The sequence below is a fragment of the Acidobacteriota bacterium genome (genome assembly GCA_029861955.1).
GTDB lineage: Bacteria > Acidobacteriota > Polarisedimenticolia > Polarisedimenticolales > Polarisedimenticolaceae > JAOTYK01.
Map to the genome: position 1 here is coordinate 1 of JAOTYK010000036.1, position 20,303 is coordinate 20,303.

The following is a 20,303-nucleotide window of genomic DNA, read 5'->3' on the forward strand; positions in this document are numbered from 1 at the left end:
CTGACGGAGCTGAAGTTCGTGCTGGCCGGATTCGGCAACCCGGCTCCGGAACGGTTGTTCGTACGCCCCGAGAAGACGATCGAGGTGGAACTGCAATCTGCCGAGCTTCGTTCGGGTCGTCGACTGGCGGACCTCAACGGGTATTACGAGTTCAGGGTCGACCCCGAACGGATCGACGAACTGCTCCTGGCGCTGAACGAACTTGCCGTCGTTCAGTTGGCCTATCCCGCGCCGATTCCCGTCCCACCTCCGGGCGATATCAACCCGCCGACGCCGGATTTCGAATCCATGCAGGGCTACCTCGATCCGGCACCCGGCGGCATCGACGCCCGTCACGCGTGGACCGTTGCCGGCGGTCGCGGGAATGGCGTGACTCTCATCGACGTCGAATACGATTGGAACGATACTCACGAGGATCTGGGGTCGATCCTGGGTCAGGAGCTTTGTTTCACGCCGGAGGGCTTCTTCGCGGATCACGGGACGGCGGTGATGGGGGAGGTCGGTGGTGAGGACAACGGCTTCGGGATGACCGGCGTCGTCCCCGACGCGACCTTCGGCATGGTGACCCAGGCCCCGGTGGGGATGTCCAACAGCGTGGCCCGGGCCATCAACTGTGCGGCGTCGTTACTGTCGGCGGGAGATGTGATCCTTCTCGAGACCCAATCAGCCGGACCGCTGGGTCTGCTGCCCTCCGAGTGGGACCTGGCCGAGTTTGACGCGACGCTGGCTGCGACGTCGGCCGGAATTCTGGTGGTCGCCGCCGCGGGCAATGGCAATGTGGATCTCGACGACCCACTTCACGGCGGCCTGTTCGATCTCTCCATCAGAGACTCCGGTGCGATCATCGTCGGTGCGGGTGCGGCGCCGGGCACCGGGCAGCCCGATCGATCCAAGCTCGACTTCTCGACCTACGGGAGTCGCGTCAACGTGCAGGGCTGGGGTCACGTGGTCGCCACTGCCGGCTACGGAGATCTCTTCGACGGAGGCGGACTCGTCGATCAACTCTATACGGCAACGTTTGGCGGAACCAGCAGCGCGTCGCCGATCGTCACGGGGGCGGTCGTGTCCCTGCTCGGCATCCAGAAGGCCCGCGGGGGCCCGCCCCTCGATCCGAAGGTGATGCGCACGCTTCTGATGGAGACCGGCTCCCCGCAGCAGGCCGGCCCGTATCCCGGGGAGATCGGACCGCGCCCCGACCTGTTGGCGGCGATCGCGGCGCTCCCCGACCTGTACGCCACGGATGTGGTCGTCGCCGACGATCTGCCGCTGGGAAACGACAACGGAGTTCTGGAGCCCGGCGAGACGGCGACGCTTCGCGTCGTGGTCAAGAACTTCGCCAGCCAGACCGCGACGAACCTCTCGGGAGCGCTGAGCGCGTCGGCGGGCGACGTCGTCGTCAGCGATCCCAGCGCCGACTGGTCCGATCTGGTGTCGGGAGCCAGCGCGGAGTCCGTGCCGGATCACCATCGTGTGACGGTCGATCCGACGGCCCAGTGTGGGGATGCCCTGGTGTTCAATGCTTCTCTGGTCAGCGATCAGCTAGCCGACGATTCGTCCTTCGAACTGCGGGTCGGTCAGATGGGCGCGGATGCCTACCCCAGCGGCGACGTGCCCCGGACGATCCCGGACCAGGACGGAAGCGGAGTGACGTCGACGGTGAGCGTAGCGGAGAGCTTTACGATCGACGACATTTTGTTGACGGTCGATATCACCCACGGAAACATCGCCGAACTCTCGGTGATTATCACTTCACCATCCGCGACGTCGGTCGTCTTACACAACCGCAGCGGATCCGGCACCATCGACCTGACCACGATCTACGACGGACAGACGCTCCCCGACGGACCCGGCACGATGGATGACTTTGACGGTGCGAACGCTCAGGGAGTCTGGAGCCTCCGTGTCATCGACGCCATGGGTAGCGCCGTACCCGCGGGGACGCTTCACAGCTGGTCCCTCAGTTTTGCCAGCAGTCAGTGCGTGCCGTTGAGTTGCGGGGATCTGCCGCCCGGCTCGGTCGGCAATACGTTGATCCTGGACAAGTCCGGCACCGCCGACGTTCTGTTTGGCTGGAGCGCCGTGACCGGCGCGTCGGGCTATCGAGTGTGGCATGCGGGGGACGCCGGCTTTGGGGCCGGCGACGTCGTCGGACAGACTCTGGTGTTGACGCTGACGGAGCTCGATGGACAGAGTGCGGCTCCGGTGCTCAGCTTCTACCAGGTGCGAGCGCTGAACTCGTGCGACTGGGAAGGGCCGTAACGATTCCTACCTAGGTCCAGTGGGCGTGCCCGGCGCGCTCGAGGTCTTCTCGGTGTTCGGGAGCGGCGATTGCCGTCAGCGACCGGGCTCGTTCATCGAGAGTCTTACCGTAGAGGTCGGCGACACCGTACTCGGTGACCACGAAATGAACGTGAGCGCGGGTGGTAACGACCCCGGCACCCGGGTTCAATCGAGAGACGATACGGCTTGTGCCGTTCTTGGTCTTACTCGGCAAGGCGATGATCGGTTTGCCGCCCTCCGACAGCGACGCACCGCGGATGAAGTCCATCTGGCCGCCGACGCCGGAGATGATGTTGGACCCCACAGAGTCCGCGCAGACCTGTCCCGATAGATCGACCTCGACGGCGGAGTTGATCGCGGTCACCTTCGGGTTGCGTGCGATGACGGCCGGGTCGTTGACGTAGCCGATGTCGAGTAGCACCACCGACGGATTGTCGTCGATGTAGTCGTAGACCGCCTTGGTTCCCATCACGAAGCCGGCGACGGTTCTCCTGCGGTGCCTGGCCTTCAGGGAGTTGTCCACAACTCCCGAGTCAAGAAGCGGGAGCAGGCCATCCGACCACATTTCGGTATGGACCCCGAGATGCCGGTGATGACCGAGGGCGGCCAGAACGGCATCCGGCACGGCTCCGATCCCCATCTGTAGCGTCGCGCCGTCCTCGATGAGCGATGCGACGTGACGCCCGATGGCATGCTCCATCGGACCCACGTGGCGCGGCTGGACGACCGGTATCGGAGCCTCGTGCTCGACCATCGCGTCCAGTCGATCGACATGTACGAACCCGTCGCCGTGGACCCGGGGCATCTGCGAATTCACCTGGGCGATCACCAACGAGGCGACGTCCAGCGCGGCGCGTACGACATCCACGCTGGTGCCAAGCGAGCAAAACCCACTGGCATCCGGAGGCGACACCTGAATCAGCGCTACATCGACCCGCCGACGGCCGGAGCGAAACAGCTGAGGGATCTCGGAGAGGAAACAGGGGAGGTAGTCCACGCCATCGCGAAGTCGCCCGCGCATATTCGGGCCGACGAACAGATTGGCTACCCGGAAACTCTCCGCGTACTCGGGGTTGGCGTACTCCGCCGGTCCCTCGGTGTGGAGATGGATCAACTCCACGTTACGAAGTCGTTCTCGCTGGGCCACCAGGGCGTCGACGAGCGCGAGAGGTGTCGCGACTCCGCCGTGTACGAAGATCCGCTGACCCGAGCGGATTCGCCCGATTGCATCGTCTGCCGAAGTCATAATCATTGGGTGGTTCGTCTCCAGAGTTCCGGTATGTCGGCTCCGATGATAGCGATCCGCAGGCCGAGTTGCCCGTTCGTCGCAAAAAAAAAGCGGCGCTGCGGGATGAGCCGCAGCGCCGCCGGTCTTGCTCTTGAATCTAGAAGCGGACGCGCACTCTGTATCGATCGTCGCGGTCTCCCAGAACGACCGATCCGTGCAGGCCGCCACCTCGTCGATCGCCGATCACGATCGAGCCGCGAAGCCCGTCGCTCCCGCGTCGGTTTCTGTGGCCCGTCGCGATGGTGACGTGACGCGCGAGGGATCGCGTGGCATGTTCGATGCGGTCGAAATCACGATGGAGACGACCGGATCGGACGAAACGCATCCTACGGTCGACGCGATTGAACGCCCGGATCACTTCGTCCAGTCTGAATTCGAGTTGACTCGGACGGGCGTCCCGGATGGCCGCTCGACGAAGTCGGTCGGTATCCCGCTCAAGCTGCTCCAGCGTCACGGCCAGTTCGCGGACGCCCCATTGATGACCTCTGCGCTTGCGGAGATCGTGACGCATCTCATACGTCGCATCCATCAGGTTTTCCGACAGGACGACCATTCGATTCGCACGCGGTCCGTAGAAGCGACCGTCGTCGCGGTGTCCGGCAAGGACCATCGGCGCAAACATCGTTGCGGCTGCGAGGGTGAGGATCGTAAGTTTCTTCATGGTCGGCCTCCTTTCGGCTTGCCCTGGTGTATTGCAACGACCGGGCCAACACGAAAAATCCACGATTTCCGGCAAAAACCGGCATGGTGGTGGCGATCGACCCGTCCCCGAAACAGGACACCCTGTCGTCGTCGCGGGTCTAGGGTTCCAGTTCCGCCCACCGTGCGTAGAGGCCATCCACCTCGGCCTGCGCGTTCTCGAGGGCGGTCAACCGCTCCTGTAGCTGTGAGGCGTCGGACGCCACGGTCGGATCTTCCGTAGCCGATCGCGCTTCGGCGAGAGCGGTTTCGGCGGCCAGGATCCTCTCCTCCATGCCCTCGTACTCGCGTTGCTCGAGGTAGGACAGCTTGCGCGCACGCGGTTTCGGCGACGTGTTCTCTTTACGCGTTCGCTTCTCGGACCGCTTCGAGCCGGCGCTTCGTCGCGATTCTTCCCATTGCCAGTAGTCGGCGAACCGCTGGACCACACCGCTCCCGTCCAGTGCCAGGATCTCGGTGGCCACACGATCGATCACATGCCGGTCGTGGATCACAAGAACCAGCGCACCCTGGAATTCCAGCAACGACTCCTCGAGCACCTCCAGCGTCGCGATGTCCAGGTCGTTCGTCGGTTCGTCCAGGACAAGCAGGTCGGCGGGTCTCAGCATCAGACGCGCCAGGTGGATCCTCGCGCGTTCACCGCCGGAGAGCTTGTCGACCTGCGTATCCAGCTGATCTCGGGAGAAACCGAACCGTTTGGCCCAGGTCACGATGTGGACCAGGCCGTCGCGATAGATGACGCTGTCCCCCTCGGGAGCGAGGGCGCGTTTGAGGGTCAGTGTCGTGTCGAGACTGCGACGGTCCTGATCGAAGTAGACGACTCGTAGTTTGTCGGCCGTTTCGATCGTGCCCGAGTCCGGTTCCAGCTCACCGACGATCATCTTGAGGAGCGTCGTCTTGCCCGACCCGTTAGCGCCGATCACCCCGAGACGTGTTCCGGGTGTCAGCAGCAGATCCAGGTCGCGGATGACCGGCGTCTGACCGTACGACTTCGCCACATCCCTGGCGGACCACAGACGCTTGGTCTTTCTGCCTGTCGAGGCCAGGTCGACGCCGATCGTGGTGACGGCCGAACGTCGCCGGCCTTGCTCTAGTTCCTCGATGCTGCGGTGCGCGGCGTCGATGCGAGACTTGGACTTCGAGGTGCGGGCCTTGGCGCCTCGCCGCAGCCAGGCGACCTCGCGACGGACCCGGTTGCTCAGGGACTCCCGATAACTGGCCTGTTGAGAGAGCAGCGTATCGCGGGTCTCAAGCATGTCGGCATACGTTCCTTCGACGCTCAGCAAGCCATCGGGATAGACACGATCGATGTCGAGCATCCGTCGCGCGATGTTCTGCAGGAAGTACCGATCATGGCTGACAACGATGAACGCGGCCTTCTGGCTCTTCAGAAACGATTCGAGCCAGATGATCGATTCGATGTCCAGGTGGTTGGTGGGCTCGTCCAGCAGTACTAGATCCGGCTCACACACGATGGCGCGCGCCAGCGCGAGCCGCGCACGCCAGCCACCGGACAGTGTCTCGGGGTCGACTTCGGGATCGTTGAATCCCGTACGACTGAGTGCGACGGCGACCCGCTGGTTTCGGTCGTGCTCCTCGAGTCCGGAGTCCACCAGTGCCTCGCCGACGATCGTTTCGGCCGACAGGCCCGGAGGGAACTCGGGGTGTTGGGGCATGTAGCCGACCCGTAGGTTCTTGCGCGGTACGGAAGATCCATTGTCGGCCGTTTCGCAGCCGGCGAGAATACGCAACAGCGTGGACTTGCCCGCGCCATTGGGCCCGATGAGTCCGATGTGATCGCCCTCGTGGATCGAGAACGACAACCCTTCGAAGAGGGGATCCCGCCCGAAGGCCTTGGATAGGTCCGTACAGCCCAGGAGGATCGGTTTGATCGAGTGCGACATCGGCCGCAACGCTACAGGGACTCGGAGGACAACGCCAGGGTTCGCTCGATCAGCGACGTATACTCGGCCATCGTGAAGACCCTACTCATCATGCGTCACGCCAAGTCGAGCTGGAAGGACCCGACGCTAGAGGACCACGAGCGACCGCTGAATCGCCGCGGACAGCGCGATGCGCCGCGGATGGGTCGGCTGATCAAGAAGAAGGGCCTCGTGCCCGAGCTCGTCCTGAGCTCTACCGCGGTGCGAGCCCGGACAACGGCTCGACTGGTCGCAGAGGCCTGCGGCTACGAGGGACCCGTGACACGGCTCGACGATCTCTATCTCTCCGACGCCCGGGCGATTCTGGAGATCCTGCAACAGCTTCCGGACGAATCGTCCAGGGTCATGCTGGTTGGACACAATCCGGATCTCGAGGACCTCGTTCTGGAGCTGAGCGGCGAGGATGAGACGATCGTCACGGCTGCTTTGGCGGTGCTTCAGCTTCCCGTGACATCGTGGGCGGAACTCAGAGCAGGTCTGACCGGCAAGCTCGTCGAACTGTTCAGACCGAAGGAGCTTCCGCCGGGCTAGGGCCAGGTGACTCGCTAGGCCGCCTCTTTACCTAAAACGAATAGCGGGCACGCATGAACAGGTTGTCGTTGTGGTCGAGCTGGCCGAAGAAGGTGTGATCGTCCCTCCCCGAGAACAGCCCGAACCCGAGGGCGACGTTCCAGCGGTCATCGATGCGATAGGCGGCCTCGCAGCGTAGATAGCCGTCCCGATCGCTTGGCGAGAAGAAGAGAAACGCCGAAAGCTGCAATCGATCCTGCCACATCCGGTAGGTAAGCCGGTGGGTCAGCAGGTGCCGCACCTCGTCGGGTTCGAAGGACGGTTCGAGCGATGCGGCGAGCAGGTCATCGTGGTCCAGCGTCCACTCGACGTAGTACTGAAATCCCGCGTTCAACGAACGGGCGAGCTCTCGTTCGAAGCCCAGCAGCCCGCGCACCTGCCCGTTGGGGATCTCCGGTTTCGTCCCGCGGCGGTCGTCGATCGAGTCGTAATAGACAAACTCGCCGGACACGAGACCGCCCCATGCCGAACGACGGACGCTGGCGCCCAGCGCCCGTAGCGGAGCGAACGTCGGCGTACCGTCGCTGTCCAGCGCAAGCGGCTGCTGGAAGAACCCACGGTGTAGATAGACGGCGGTCTCGACGCCTGCTTTCTCTCGCGACAGCCGAATAGAAAGCTCACCGTTGTCGAGTGTCCTTGGGGGTCGGCGGGCGAGCAGGGCCGGCTGAGGGGCGACGATGGCGCCGGCCTGAGGCGAGAAGAACGAGAAGCGCTCGCCGTCAAGATAAACGTCCGGCTGGAAGATCGGCGCCCAGACGATGTCGAGATCGACGTGTCGGCCATAACGCAGCAACCGCACCGCATTCTCCGGTGCCTTCAGGTAGTCATCCCTCCGCCCGGAGAAGAACGACTCGAAGTCCTTGGCGAACAGGTCGTTGAGGAAGACGAGATCGCCGGTACCCCAGGTCAGTACCTGACGCCCGATGCGCAGATCGAGGGACTCGGTCGGCGTCAGCGTGGTCGCCAGTTCCCTCAGCTGGAATTCCCAGGTTTCCGTCACGTCGTCGTAGAGGCCCTCTCCCTTGGCGACCCAGCGAGAGCGCTCCGTGTTCCACTCGGTTTCAAGACGCAGACGAAGCTCGGCAAGCGTCGTGTCCTGTGAGGTGGCGGCATCGCGGGTCAACCGCGTACCCAGAGCGGCCTCGACGAAGCCGTGCAGCTCGGGGGCCGTCGACGTCTGCTCGTCCCAGGGGTCGTCGCCCCACGACTCGTCGTCTTCCTGCGCCGGCGCGGGGACCGGCAGCAGCAGGAGCCCGAGCAGAATCGTCCCTAGAGCGGCGAGTCTCATCGTCCGTTCGTCGGCCGTTTCATCCAGCGTGCCGGGGGTTGCCGCAGCGAGCGCTCGCCGAAGATGTTCTCCGGAACTCCCGTGTCGTAGGTGATGTAGCGAAACTCCATGCGCGTCGAACCACCGCCCGCCAGGTCCTCGACCAGGCTCTTGACGACGGTGGGATGGCCCTGAATCTCACGAACCTCCTGGGAGGAGATGCGTCGGTAGACCTCGCCCTTGCGGTCCGTGTACTCGATCTTCGTCGGCAGGAAGCTGGAGCGATCGATCCACGTCGTATACGTCGCGAACTCGACGGCCGAGGGGTTGGTCGGCGTATGACGAAGCACATACGCGTCCGCGGTCGTCTCGACCAGTTCGTGACGATCCTCGTCGACACCGCGCCCCGAGACATCCTCGTACAGGACGTGAGATCCGACGAAGCTGGTGCGCTTGTCGCCCGCGGAGATGCGCTTGACCAGGTCGAGTCCCGGCAAGTAGAGCCAGCGGTCATCGTCGGCGCCGGCGTGCTTGGTCACCAGGAAGACAGTGTTCCGCAGGTCCGATGGCTGGGAGAAGACGACGAGAAATTGCTGATCGCCGGACTGCTCGACGTCCCGACGCAGGATGGTGAACTGTCGGCGTTGCTCTCGGCCCTGGGCATCGACGATGGTCAGCCGCACCTCGGCTCGGCCGTCGTCACCCGCGTAGTAGGCCGCCGCATTGGCCCTGGCGACGATCGTATCCACGTCAAGCGTATCGGCGAACGCCGGCCCGATGGCCAGCGCGATGAAAGCGGCGCCGAGAACGAGCCCGCGGGATGCTCGGAAAAGAACGGACGACGTGAGGTTGTAAGGAGTGCGCATCATCAGGATCCTCCAGCGGGGGAATGGGTGGCGACCGGGCCCGGGAGCGCCCGGCGGCCGAGGGTGCGGATCACCGCAGGTAGCAACACCAGGGTTGAAAGTCCCGAGATCGCCATCACCGACGTCATGAACGCCCCCACGGTGACGTAGGGGACCAGCGGTGCAAGAAACAGCGGCGTGAAGCCGAGAGCGATCACGAACGCGTTGCGTGCGATGGCCCGTCCAGGCTCCTCGAAGATCTCCCGCGCCGCCTCGGCGAAACTACCCCGGGAAGCGAGCAGACTGCGGAACCGCTCGAGGAAGTGGATCGCGAAGTCGACCGACAGACCCAGCGTCAACGACGACAGCACGGCGATCGGCATGTCGTAGTCCTTGCCGACCCAGCCGATCAGCCCGTAGATCGCGACGATCGTCACCGACAGCGGGACCATGGCCAGCAGCGCCAGACGCACCGAACGGAACAGCAGCAGCATCATGAAGAAGACGAAGACGAACGCACCGAGCAGACTCTTCAGCATCCCGCTGACCATCGCCTGCTGCCAGACGACGTTGATGTAGGTCTTGCCGGCCCAGCGCGCGGTGACGCCCGCAGGCAACGGGTTGTCGTCGAAATACCGGTCGACGTTCTCGATGACTCGCGTCATCTCCTGATTGTCGCCGCTGCGAAGCTGCAACCACAGCGCCGTCTTCTTGTAGTCGGGGGTGGTCAGGTGCCACAGATCCTGAGGGCGATGGGAAGATTGGAACTGGATCAGAAGCTGTGCGGCGGCGGTCGCACTGTCGGGCAAGCGGTAGTCGCTATCGTCGCCGGTACGCAGCTCACGGTTGAGCACCTTGACGACATCGGTCAACGCGTTGACCTTGCCCACCTGGGGTGTAGCGGAAACGAACTCCTGCAATCGTTCGATGATCTGGAGCGCCTCGGGACGCAGAAAGTATTTCGCCTCGCGTTCGTACCGTTCGGCGAGGGCCATCAGTTCTTCGATGAGCGACAGGTCGGCAAGCTCGCTGTCGAACAACACGTCGTCGGCCGCGGCGGTGACGGCGGAGAACAGCTCGGCGTCCGTCAACGCCGACCCCGAGACGAGAGCGTCGATGGCGTCGACATCGATCCCCGCCAGGCCTGCGGCCTTGACCAGGACCTCGGCCTGTTCGATGAACGCGCTTCGCGCGTCGTCCGACTGTTCGAGTACCAGGAACGCGTCGTAGGTGCCGGCGAAGTGCTCGTTGAGGACCCGGTCGGCGACGCGAATCTCGTGGTTCGCCTTGAACCAGCGGAGCGGGTTGTCGTTGATCTGAATCTGCACCAGGCCCGCAACGCTGACGGCGATGAGGAACAGCGCCGTCATGACGATCGCGGGTCCACGGCGAAAGGCGAAGGCGCCCAGCCGACGGACGCCGGTGCCGACGAGCCCGCCGTCGGCCTGCGCGACGGACCGGCGACCCAGCGATGCAAGAGCGGCCGGGCTCATCCGTCCGACATAGGCCGGCAGGAAGACGATCGTGACGACGAACGCGATCAGGATCCCGATCGAAACGAACGCACCAAAAATGCGTACGGGCGGGATCGGCGTCAGCATCAGCGAGGCGAATCCCACTGCGGAGGTCAGCGAGGTCAGCAGCATCGGGCGGAAGAGGTGGGCCGTGACTTCGCGGATCAACGACCGGGGCCGGACCCCGGGCCGGTAGGCGTCGGCGAATTCCGAGAGGATGTGTACCGAGTCGACGACGGCGATGGGCATCAGGAAGATCGGAATCATCGAACTCATGATGTGTACGGTGAAACCGAAGCCGATCAGCAAGCCCATCGTCGCGATCACCGTGATCATGGCGACGACCATCGCTGCCACGACGATGCGCAGGTTGCGGAAGAACAGCCACATCAAGATCATGATCATCAGGCCGGCCAGCGGTGCCGAGATCCCCATCTGCAGGAACATGTCGTGCCCGAACGTCACCTCGGCCACCGGCAACCCGGTGATGTGAAAGGCGTCGGCGGAATCCAGTCTGTCCGTGATCTCGTGGATCTCCTGCGAGACCCGGTAGGCGATCGACTTGTCCTCGATCGGCACGTAGACCGCAGCGGCCTTTCCATCGCCCGACACGAGTGTGTTGATCATCATCGGTAGACGCTCGACCGATGAGCGGACCTCGAGGGCTCGTGCGGCGTCGTCCGGTGGCGTCGGTAGCATCCACTCGAAGACCAACTCACCCTGAGAGCCCTGTCGGATGTTGTCGGCGGTGGGTAGCGAGAGAAGGTCGACGGTGATCACGCCGTCGATCTCCTCGATGCGACGGCTGAGCTCATGGAGTGACGTAAGGGTGCGGGGGTTGTAGATGCCCTCGTCATCGGTCTCGTTGACGACGCCGACGACGATGACGTCGTGCTGGGAGAAGGTCGCTTCGACCTGATTGTGGAAGACCCGGTCTGCCTGGTCGGAAGACAGCATGTTCTCGGGGTCGGTATCGATGAGGATGTTGGGTATCAGCGACCCCAACCCGACGGTGAACACCAACAGGGCCGCAAAGACGATCCAGGGGTATTGGGCTGAGAAACGGATGATCCGGTCGTGCATGGTCGTCCTCTTTAAAGGCGTATATCAGCGATCGCTAATGTAGTGGATTTGTATATTCGCGTCAACTACATTAGCATTGTCTGATATACTTCCGTCATGAGGACACAGATGACCGAGAAATCCCCTCTAAGTGGCCCCCAACTCGAGGCGCTGCGCCCACGGGCCCTCGAAGCGGCCCGCTGGATGAAGGCCCTGGCCAACCCGAATCGGCTGATGATCCTCTGCACCTTGCTGGGAGGGGAGCTGTCGGTCAGTGAGCTGAACCAACGAGTCGAACTGACCCAGTCGGCCCTGTCGCAGCACCTCTCGGTGCTTCGCCGCGATGGGCTGGTGGCGACCCGTCGCGAGGCCCAGACGATCTACTACTCCCTGGCCGACGAGAGCGTGTCACGGGTCATCGAGATCCTGCACAACCGCTTCTGTGGTGCCGGGTAGCCGTCTCCGCTGCCCAGCCTGGGGGCCCATCACTGCCGTTATTCGGTGCAGCGGCTACGGCTTCTCCTCTGACCCCACCTCTCCATCCAGCGTGTAAAGGTTGTACCAGCTCATCATGTACAGCATGGTTCGCATGTAGTTGGACGGTTTGGTGCCGGTGCCGTGGTACTGATCATTGAAGCGCAGCAGCTTCGCCGGTACCCCCAGCATCTTCAGCGCTGCGTAGTACTCCTCCGATTGCGCCATCGGTGTACGCAGGTCCTGCTCGCCGGTCATGATCGCCGTGGGGGTCTTGACCTTGTCGGCATACATGATCGAGGAGTGACGTAACCAGTCCGACGGGTCCTCCCAGAACGGCTTCTGAAAGAAAGAATGGGTGAAGCTGGGGATATCCGTGGTGCCGGCCATGCTGAGCCAGTTGGTGACCGGGCACCGCACGGCCGCCGCCGCAAAACGATCGGTGTGGCCGATGACCCAGCTCGAGAGCACGCCGCCGCCGCTACAGCCCCCCACGTACATCCGCTTCTCGTCGATGTTCCCCTGGCCGATGACGGCATCGACGCCACCCATCAGGTCGAGGTAGTCCACACTTGGATAGGCATGATCGATCGCCTGGGAGAAGGCTTCGCCGTAGCCCGTGCTGCCACGCGGGTTGGTGTACAGCACGACGAAGTCGTTCGCGGCGTAGACCTGATACTGGAAGTTGAATCGGCCCACGTACATGGCGAACGGGCCACCGTGGATTTCCATGATCAGCGGGTACTCTTTTTCAGCGTCGAAATTCGGCGGTCTAACGATCCAACCGTGGGCGCGGTTGCCGTCCGAAGCCTCGTACCAGATCTCCTCGTGGGTCCCGAGCGTGATGTCACCCAACAGGTCGCTGTTGATCGAGGTCAGTCGGGTGGTCGCGCCGTCCGCGTCCAGCGCAAGCGCGTACACGTCACCAGGCTCGAAATACGAGCTCTTGACACCGACCCCGACGCTGGTGGCGCGGTTGGTCGATTGCAGCCCGATCGAGTGTTTGCCGGTGGTGACAGCCCGAACAGCTCCCTTCGGGTCGGAATAGAAGACGTTGATGTAACCCTCGTCCTGAGCGGTGAAATAGACGCCTCGATCGTTGGCGGCCCAGATCAGCGACGTTGGCGGACGATCGAAGCCAGCCGTGACCAGCCGGGCGTCGCCGCCGTCGCTTGCCATCATGTGGATGCGTGGCATCTCGTAGGTGATGTTCGACCGGGCGTAGCCCGTGTACGCGATCCGACGGCCGTCGTTCGAGACGACGGGTCCCGTCCAGTAGCCGTCTTCCGAGGTCAACTGTCGCATCTGTTTGTTGGTGGTATCGATCGAGAAGATGTCGGCGCGTCGGTAGGCGAAGTCGACGTCTTCTTCCTTCAATCCATCGAAGACGAGTGTCTTGCTGTCCGGCATCCAGCTCAGGCCGGCACCCTGGTAGAGCCCGTCAAACTGGGCCCCGACGTTCCATTCGCCGTCGGTGAGTTGCCGCGCGGTGCCCGACTCGGCCGGGACAACGAAGAGATGTGAGAACCCGGGATCCGTGAACCCGACCCGATCCTGCCGGTAATGCAGCCGGTCGAGGATCCGTGGCGGTTCGCTCCACACCGCGCCTTCCGGAGCCTCGGGCATTTCGATCTCCCAGTTGTCCTTCGCCGGTACGATGGCGACAAACGCGATCTGTTTGCCGTCCGGGGACCAGGTAGGGGAGGATGGTGAGAGATCGATGCGCGTCACCTGCGAGACGGCACCCTCGTCATCCATCCAGCGGACAAAGAGTTGAGGCTTGTCGTTGTCGCCACCGGCAATAAACAGGATCCGATCGCCACTGGGCGACCAGCGTGCGTTGGATCCCTCGACGAGTGCGCGATGGCGGGAGCCGTCCGCGTCCATGACCCACAACGCAGAGGCCCACCTGTCCGCTTTCTGGTCGACCCAACGCCGCGTGTAGACGATCTGTTTACCATCGGGGGAAATCTGCGGATCGGCGACCTGTTCGAAGTCGAGGTAGTCCGCGACTTTCAGAGTTGTTGTCTCCGCGGCGGCGGCCATCGAGACGCCGACTGCCAGCAGAAGAAAAAACATCGCCCCAGAGGCCTGAGTGCGCTTGGCTGGATTCATGGGTATTCCTCTCTTACCGGGAACTGCCCCCGGGGAACTGCGGGCGCAAGTGTAACAAGACCGAAGAAAGTGGAATACAATCAAGACAGAGTCCTGATTTCGTCGAGACCTGACAAGGAGTGTCGCCATGAGGTACCGATCTCATTTTGCTCTGTTGGGTGTTGTGTTGATCTGCTGCGCGGGGTGTGCGGTCTATCAGCGTCAGATCAAGAGCAACGCACTGGAATACCTTTACCCCAAAGGCAGCGAGGAGGTCGCTCCTGCTGACGTCAGTCTGGAGCTTCCGCTACGAGTGGGTGTCGCCTTCGCGCCGGCGACAACTCCCGCGACGGAAGCATTCAGTGCGACTCAGAAGCAAGCGCTTCTCGAACGGGTCGCCGAGGCGTTTCGCAGCCACGAGAGCATCCGCCATGTTGAAGCGATTCCTGCCGGCTACCTGACGCAAGGCGGTGGGTTCGATGACCTGGATAGGCTGGTATCTGCCTTCGGTATTGATGTCATCGCACTGGTCTCCTACGACCAGTTCCAGTTTAGCGAGAGCGGGCGCAGCTCGTGGGCCTACTGGACGCTGATCGGTGCCTACGTCGTCCGGGGCGAGAAGAACGAGACGCGCACGCTCCTTGATGCCGTCGTCTACGACATCCCATCGAGGGCGATGTTGTTCCACGCACCGGGAGAGAGCTCGCTTGGCGGAAAGTCTGCGCCGGTCGAGGTCGGCAAGAAACTGCGGCAGGCAAGCGAGGAAGGCTTCGAGCGCGCCATCGATGATCTGATCACAAACGTGAGCGTTGAACTCGAGGCGTTCGCGGTGCGGGCCGCCACCGGAACCGTGCGCGGCGCGGGCACGCCGGCGATCACCATCGTCGATGAGAAGGGCAACCCGGTGAGGAGCGGCGGTGGCGGTGCCGGAGCGCTTGACGTATTCGGGCTCCTCGCGGCGGCGCTTCTGGGCGTCTCTGCGTGGGCGACTCGACGGGAGACGGGCCCGCGAGGGTGAAGGCGCCATTCACGTTGGCGCTGGTCGCATTCAGTGCGTTCGTGTCTTTCTTTCCCGGGGCGGTCGAAATCCTGGAGTTCGACCGCGGGGCTGTAGCCCGTGGTCAGGTGTGGCGCCCGCTTACAGGCCAGCTCGTGCACTGGACTCCCCGAATGGCCGTGCTCGATCTCGGAGTGCTACTGGGACTGGGTATCTGGCTCGAACGACATTCGCGAAGGGTCTTGCTGTCCACGCTCGTAGTATCCGCGGCGCTGGTAGCGGCCGGTGTCCAGTTCATCGCTCGCGAGTTGGTCTACTATCGCGGCAGTTCCGGTCTGGCGACGGCGGTCTTTATGGGGGTCGCGCTGGTTGTGCTGTCGGACAAGCGACGAAGTCCGCGGTGGCGCATCCTGAGTCTACTCTCGATTCTTCTGCTCGGAGTAAAGATCCTCTGGGAGACACAACACCACGGACTCGTCGCCGCCGGAAGTCTACCGAGCGGCGTCCAGGTCGTTCCGATCGTTCATCTACTCGGAGCGATCGGAGCCGTTGGAGTCTATTCGGTTCTTAGAAGCGACGCGCCACACCGAGCTTGATTTGCACCGGGTCCACGCCGATGTCGCTGCCACTGTCGATACCCAGATCGGACGTCAAGTAGCGCAAGGCGGCCGAGAATTTCCACGACGAGTCGCCGAGCGGGACATCGATTCCGAAGTTGGCGCCGAGTGTGAAATCATCATCCACGGGGACGTCGCCGGGGAACAGGCTGGTCGAGATGTCGTCCCACATCACGTAACCGATCGTCGGACCGATGTAGAGGTCGTAGGATTTCTCGGGCATCAACTGGAAGTTTCCGTTGACCGTCAGAGCCGTCCAGGTCGTTTCGCCGAAGTCGAGTGTCGGGAAACCCATCTCCTTGACGGTGATGTCATGGTCGGCGATCTCGATCCCCGGTTCGATCCCGAAGCGAGGGCTGACGGGGAACTCGAAGCTGAGGAAGAACCCGGTGGAGCCGTCCAGCTCCGTGGTTTGTCCCGCATCGGTCGAATCGCCCGACGGACTGCTGGACAGTAATCCGAATCGAACACCGCGTTCCGCGTCTCCAGCGGTGACGGGGAGCCCGGCGATTGCGAGAATCAACATACCGATTCCGATCAATGCTATGGATTTCGCTCTCATCTGATCCTCCAGCTGCTTCGGTTATCTGCGGAGTACCGCACGATTCGTCCGGCAAACCCCCCGCACGTTTACTGTCGCGCACACGGCCCACGAAGGCAAGGGCTACCGCCCGATTCGAGGGCTGCAATGGGGACGCTTTTGATCCGTTATTCAGCTTCCCGTCCAACCCAAAAAACGCAATAATAACTTTACATCCAACCGGATCCGCTCCGAAGGAGAAGAGTCATGCAAAGGTCCAGACGTTGGTCGATCGCGACCTTACTGGCAATCGGTTTGATTGCCGTTGTTTCCTCTGTTAGTGCCCAGTCGATGATCGACCTGGAAGTTGACGGTGAGTTCACCGGCACGATTGCGGGAGCCGGCTCGGTCCAGGCGCGATTCTTCGCGACCCAAGGAGCCGCGCTGCGTCTGGACGTGCGAGCCGATTCCGGAACCACCCTCCAGCCGATGGTGGTCTTCCGTGACGGTGTCGGAGCGGACATCGGAGGTAGTACACAGAACCTCAGGTGGTTACCCTTCGGCAATCTCATTCACTACGTGACGGTTCCAGCCGACGGGTTCTACACGGCAAGGATCAGCGCCGTCTCCGGTGACGGTGACTTCTGGGCCCATCTGACGGGCAACTCGACGGCTCCTGCCGTGACCGCAACCTTGTTCGGCACGGTGACGGACGCCAGCAACGCCGGGCTGATCAACGGTGCGACGGTGCTGGTAGACGGCGCCGCATTCGACACCACGGATGCCAACGGCGATTACTCCGGTCTTCTGACACCCGGCACCTACGACATGACGTTCCAGGCGATGGGCTACGACGACCGTATCGAGTCGGTGACGATGGCCGACATGGATGTGGAGCTGAACGTCAGTCTGACTCCCGTCGTGGCCGCCTCGGTTTCCACCGAAACCACCGGCGACCCGGTGTTCGGTGGCATGGTGACCGCCATGGCCACGATTGCGACAGAGCCCGGTGTCACGGTCACTTCGATCCAGTGGACCCAGACATTCGGTACTCCGGTGATGATCGCCGGCGCAACCACCGACACGGCGACGGTGACCCTCGGTAACGTCGCCGACTACAAGGACGAGCTGATTCACGTCCTGTCGGAACCGCCGATCGGCCCGGAAGACCTTCCACCTAACGTGCCCGTTCCGGAGGGCGAGTTCCCCGGTGGATTGCAGGATCGCCTCCAGGTCGTCGCAGCCAGCCACTTCGCCCTCGAGAAAGCCGGCTTGGTCGTTTTGGAAGTCGAGGTCACGACCGACGCAGGCGTGTTCACAGACGAGGTAGAGATTCACACGGACCTGCCCTGGCCCGTGGCCACCGGGCTACGGAACGTCCCGATCGGACTTCCGGTGCTGCTCCATGGAGTGGAACAGGGCTCCTACCTCTGGAGTCTCAGCGAGCCGGCCGGTTCGCTTGCGACGCTGACTGACGAAACAACCCAGACACCTTATTTCACGCCAGATGTATCCGGGTTGTATCGCCTCGAGGTCATGGATCCCGTCACCTTCGGCGTCGCTGCGACTCTGGAAGTCTATGCCGGCACCTACCGAGGTGTGATCGTTGGCCAGAGGACGGACGGCACCCCGATCTCCGATACCGCCTGTACGTTCTGCCACAACGATGGATTGGCACCGGACAAGTTCACACCGTGGGAACAGACCGGCCACTCCCAGATCCTGGGCGACTATCTGGACACCGGGACCCACAACCGTACATCTTGCTTCGATTGTCACGCGACAGGGCATAACACGGCGGCGGACAGCGGCGGCATGGACGATGCGTCCGACTATCAAGATTTCCTGGACGCAGGACTGCTCAATAATCCGGGCGACAACTGGACGACGATGCTTGCCCAGTTCCCGGAGGCCGCGCGTTTGAGTAACGTTCAGTGCGAGAGCTGTCATGGCCCGCAAAACACCAACGCCCACGGCTTCGCCGGACCCCTCGGTGATCCCCGTATCAGCCTATCGGCCGACGTCTGTGGCAGCTGCCACGGCGAACCGGCGAGGCACGCGCGCTTCCCGCAGTGGCAACTCAGCGGTCACGCCAACTACGAGTTGGCCATCGATGAGGCAGGTAGCGGAAACTGCTCGCGCTGTCATACGGCCAACGGCTTTCTGGCCTGGTTGCCGGTGTTGACCGGCGAGGTGCCCGGTGACCCACTCGACAACGTCAACGTGACCTGGACCGAGGACGAGTCCCATCCCCAGACCTGCGTCACCTGCCACGACCCGCACGACGCGGGCACGAGCAGTGGCAACAACCCGGACGTAAACATCCGGATCAGTGGCGATACACCTCCACTGATTGCAGGTTTCCAGGCGAACGACGTCGGACGAGGCGCAGTCTGCATGACGTGTCATAACTCACGGCGTGGTTTGCGCAACGACAGCACCTTCGATGCCCTATCGGCCTCGGAGAAAGCGCGAGCGCCTCACGGAGGCGTACAGACCGATGTGCTGATGGGAGAGAACGCGTTCTTCGTCGAGGTTGGGGCACCCGGTGGTCACGCGACGACCGGGGATACCTGTGTGGACTGTCACATGAAGTCGACCCCGCCGCCGGAACTTCTCTCCTACAACTCCAACGGCGCAAACCACACGTTCTACGCGGAGTTGACGATTTGCTCCGATTGCCATAGCCCGTTCCTGCTGGCCGCCGATATCCAGGACGGCGTCGAGCAGCTCTTGGGTCAGCTCGAGGAGTACGTGCTGGCCGGCCACCTGGATCTGTTGGATGAACAGATCGCATTGGGGAACACGATCGACTTCAACGGTGATGTCACCGTGACGGATGTCGCGGACATCGACGAGATCGTGTTCGGTTCGTTCCGCGGACGCCAGGCGATCGGTGTGACCGTCAGCGGTGTGGACTATGGCTTCTTCCGCTTGCCCGACATCGATGTGGTCGGCGCGACGACGGTTACGCTGCCGGAAGTCGCCGATGACGTCCTGCTGAAGGCCGGTTGGAACTGGAATCTGATTAACTACGACGGCAGCATGGGGATCCACAACCCGTTCTACTCCAGTGAACTCCTGATTGCGGCGCGGGATGAGATGATCGCGCTGTTGTCGGGCGGTGGAGCACGACGTCGGGCAGATTCCGTGACGGGTGATTCCGACGGGACTCGGCCCGGACCGCGGCAGAGATTGCTGCGACCCGGATCTCTGCGGTAACGTACGCTCTGACAACGGTGAATCGCACCACGCAGATCTGAACGATCTGCGTGGTGCCACTCCGACACGGGGGACGGATGCCATGCGAATCGTCGTATTCCTGCTCGGTGGGTTGCTTCTGGTCGGCTCCGCGGTGGCGTTCGCCCAGGACGGAGAGTCCGACTGCGCCTTCTGTCACGAAGACACGGTGAAGGCCTTTCAGGGGACCGAACACGCCAGGGGGCCGGGCTGGGATCCGGCGACGGGCTGTCAGTCTTGCCACGGCCCCGGTGACGAACACATGGAGACCGGCGAAGTCGAGTCGATCATCCAACCGTGGCTGCTGTCCAGAGAGGAAGCATCGGATCAATGTGTCACTTGCCATCAGCGGATGGAGCGGCATTTCAGCGGCAGCCAGTCGGCTCATCAGCTAAACGAGGTTGGCTGTCTCGACTGCCATGAAGTCCACCAGGCGGTCGAGCACCTGCTGGTCGCGGAGCCCGTCGAGTTGTGTTCCAGTTGCCATGCTGCGATGGCCTCGCAGTTCGACCGCCCACGGAGCCACCCCCTCGAGCGGGCAGGGGACGCATGTTTGACCTGTCACTCGCCTCATGGCTCTCTCATCTCTCGCGGCGGGATGCCGGCAGCCGTTCAGACCTGCGAGTCGTGCCACTCAGAGAAGGTCGGCCCCTTCGTCTACGATCACGGCACCCTACTCCCCGACGGTTGCGCCTCGTGTCACGAGGTTCACGCCTCGACCAATCGCCATCTGTTGAGTCAATCCTCCCAGGCAAATCTGTGTTACGAGTGTCACAACGCCAACGTGACTCCAGGTTGGCATAGTGCCGATCGGTTCGTCACCCAGAAGTGCTCTGCCTGCCATTCGGCAATCCACGGTTCAAACACCAATCAGTTCTTCCTGGAGGACTAGG

The 20,303-nt window shown here is 62.9% G+C and carries 15 protein-coding genes; 7 read left to right on the forward strand and 8 right to left on the reverse strand.

Going from position 1 to position 20,303, the window contains the following annotated elements; all coding sequences use genetic code 11:
* A partial coding sequence (locus tag OES25_14670; GenBank protein MDH3628887.1) for a S8 family serine peptidase occupies positions 1-2,259 on the forward strand: 2,259 nt, incomplete at its 5' end.
* A 10-nt stretch (positions 2,260-2,269) separates the two neighbouring features.
* On the opposite strand, the gene OES25_14675 is transcribed toward OES25_14670, so the two are convergent.
* The 3 genes from OES25_14675 to OES25_14685 all read right to left on the reverse strand — a co-directional run bounded on the left by OES25_14675 (position 2,270) and on the right by OES25_14685 (position 6,171).
* Positions 2,270-3,532, reverse strand: a complete 1,263-nt coding sequence (locus OES25_14675) for a 4-hydroxybutyrate CoA-transferase (GenBank protein MDH3628888.1) — start codon at positions 3,530-3,532, stop codon at positions 2,270-2,272.
* Positions 3,533-3,665: 133 nt separating this feature from the next.
* Positions 3,666-4,229, reverse strand: a complete 564-nt coding sequence (locus OES25_14680; protein ID MDH3628889.1) for a hypothetical protein — start codon at positions 4,227-4,229, stop codon at positions 3,666-3,668.
* A gap of 139 nt (positions 4,230-4,368) precedes the next feature.
* A complete protein-coding gene (locus OES25_14685) occupies positions 4,369-6,171 on the reverse strand; it encodes an ABC-F family ATP-binding cassette domain-containing protein (GenBank protein ID MDH3628890.1) in 1,803 nt (600 codons plus the stop codon).
* 72 nt (positions 6,172-6,243) lie between these two features.
* On the opposite strand from OES25_14685, the gene OES25_14690 reads away from it, so the two are divergent.
* Positions 6,244-6,741, forward strand: a complete 498-nt coding sequence (locus OES25_14690) for a histidine phosphatase family protein (protein MDH3628891.1) — start codon at positions 6,244-6,246, stop codon at positions 6,739-6,741.
* 31 nt (positions 6,742-6,772) lie between these two features.
* Here OES25_14690 and OES25_14695 read toward each other — a convergent pair whose 3' ends face one another.
* The 3 genes from OES25_14695 to OES25_14705 are packed head-to-tail and all read right to left on the reverse strand — an operon-like array spanning position 6,773 to position 11,489.
* The gene (locus OES25_14695) at positions 6,773-8,068 is read right to left on the reverse strand and encodes a hypothetical protein (GenBank protein MDH3628892.1); all 1,296 of its coding nucleotides are present in this window, start codon (positions 8,066-8,068) and stop codon (positions 6,773-6,775) included.
* Positions 8,065-8,916 carry an outer membrane lipoprotein-sorting protein gene (locus tag OES25_14700; GenBank protein ID MDH3628893.1) on the reverse strand — a complete coding sequence of 284 codons (852 nt, stop codon included), beginning with the start codon at positions 8,914-8,916 and terminating at the stop codon, positions 8,065-8,067. Before OES25_14700 ends, OES25_14695 begins: the two co-directional genes overlap by 4 nt.
* The gene (locus OES25_14705; protein ID MDH3628894.1) at positions 8,916-11,489 is read right to left on the reverse strand and encodes an MMPL family transporter; all 2,574 of its coding nucleotides are present in this window, start codon (positions 11,487-11,489) and stop codon (positions 8,916-8,918) included. Before OES25_14705 ends, OES25_14700 begins: the two co-directional genes overlap by 1 nt.
* A 108-nt stretch (positions 11,490-11,597) precedes the next feature.
* Here OES25_14705 and OES25_14710 point away from each other — a divergent pair, with 108 nt between their 5' ends.
* Entirely contained in the window at positions 11,598-11,924 is a 327-nt protein-coding gene (locus tag OES25_14710; GenBank protein MDH3628895.1) for a metalloregulator ArsR/SmtB family transcription factor, read from the forward strand.
* A 54-nt stretch (positions 11,925-11,978) separates the two neighbouring features.
* On the opposite strand, the gene OES25_14715 is transcribed toward OES25_14710, so the two are convergent.
* A complete protein-coding gene (locus OES25_14715) occupies positions 11,979-14,057 on the reverse strand; it encodes a S9 family peptidase (GenBank protein MDH3628896.1) in 2,079 nt (692 codons plus the stop codon).
* Positions 14,058-14,184: 127 nt separating this feature from the next.
* On the opposite strand from OES25_14715, the gene rhlP reads away from it, so the two are divergent.
* On the forward strand, positions 14,185-15,054 hold the full coding sequence (rhlP, locus tag OES25_14720) for a rhombotarget lipoprotein (GenBank protein ID MDH3628897.1): 870 nt from the start codon (positions 14,185-14,187) through the stop codon (positions 15,052-15,054).
* The gene (locus OES25_14725) at positions 15,051-15,629 is read left to right on the forward strand and encodes a hypothetical protein (GenBank protein ID MDH3628898.1); all 579 of its coding nucleotides are present in this window, start codon (positions 15,051-15,053) and stop codon (positions 15,627-15,629) included. Before rhlP ends, OES25_14725 begins: the two co-directional genes overlap by 4 nt.
* On the opposite strand, the gene OES25_14730 is transcribed toward OES25_14725, so the two are convergent.
* Positions 15,601-16,212 (reverse strand): outer membrane beta-barrel protein, encoded by a 612-nt coding sequence (locus OES25_14730; protein MDH3628899.1) that lies wholly within the window; start codon positions 16,210-16,212, stop codon positions 15,601-15,603. The genes OES25_14725 and OES25_14730 overlap by 29 nt on opposite strands.
* 225 nt (positions 16,213-16,437) lie before the next feature.
* On the opposite strand from OES25_14730, the gene OES25_14735 reads away from it, so the two are divergent.
* Together OES25_14735 and OES25_14740 are read left to right on the forward strand one after the other, a co-directional pair.
* Positions 16,438-19,392, forward strand: coding sequence for a carboxypeptidase regulatory-like domain-containing protein (locus OES25_14735; GenBank protein ID MDH3628900.1), 2,955 nt, complete (start codon positions 16,438-16,440; stop codon positions 19,390-19,392).
* 82 nt (positions 19,393-19,474) lie between these two features.
* Complete coding sequence (locus OES25_14740) at positions 19,475-20,302, forward strand: hypothetical protein (protein ID MDH3628901.1); 828 nt, start codon at positions 19,475-19,477, stop codon at positions 20,300-20,302.
* The last annotated feature ends 1 nt before the right edge of the window (position 20,303 follow it).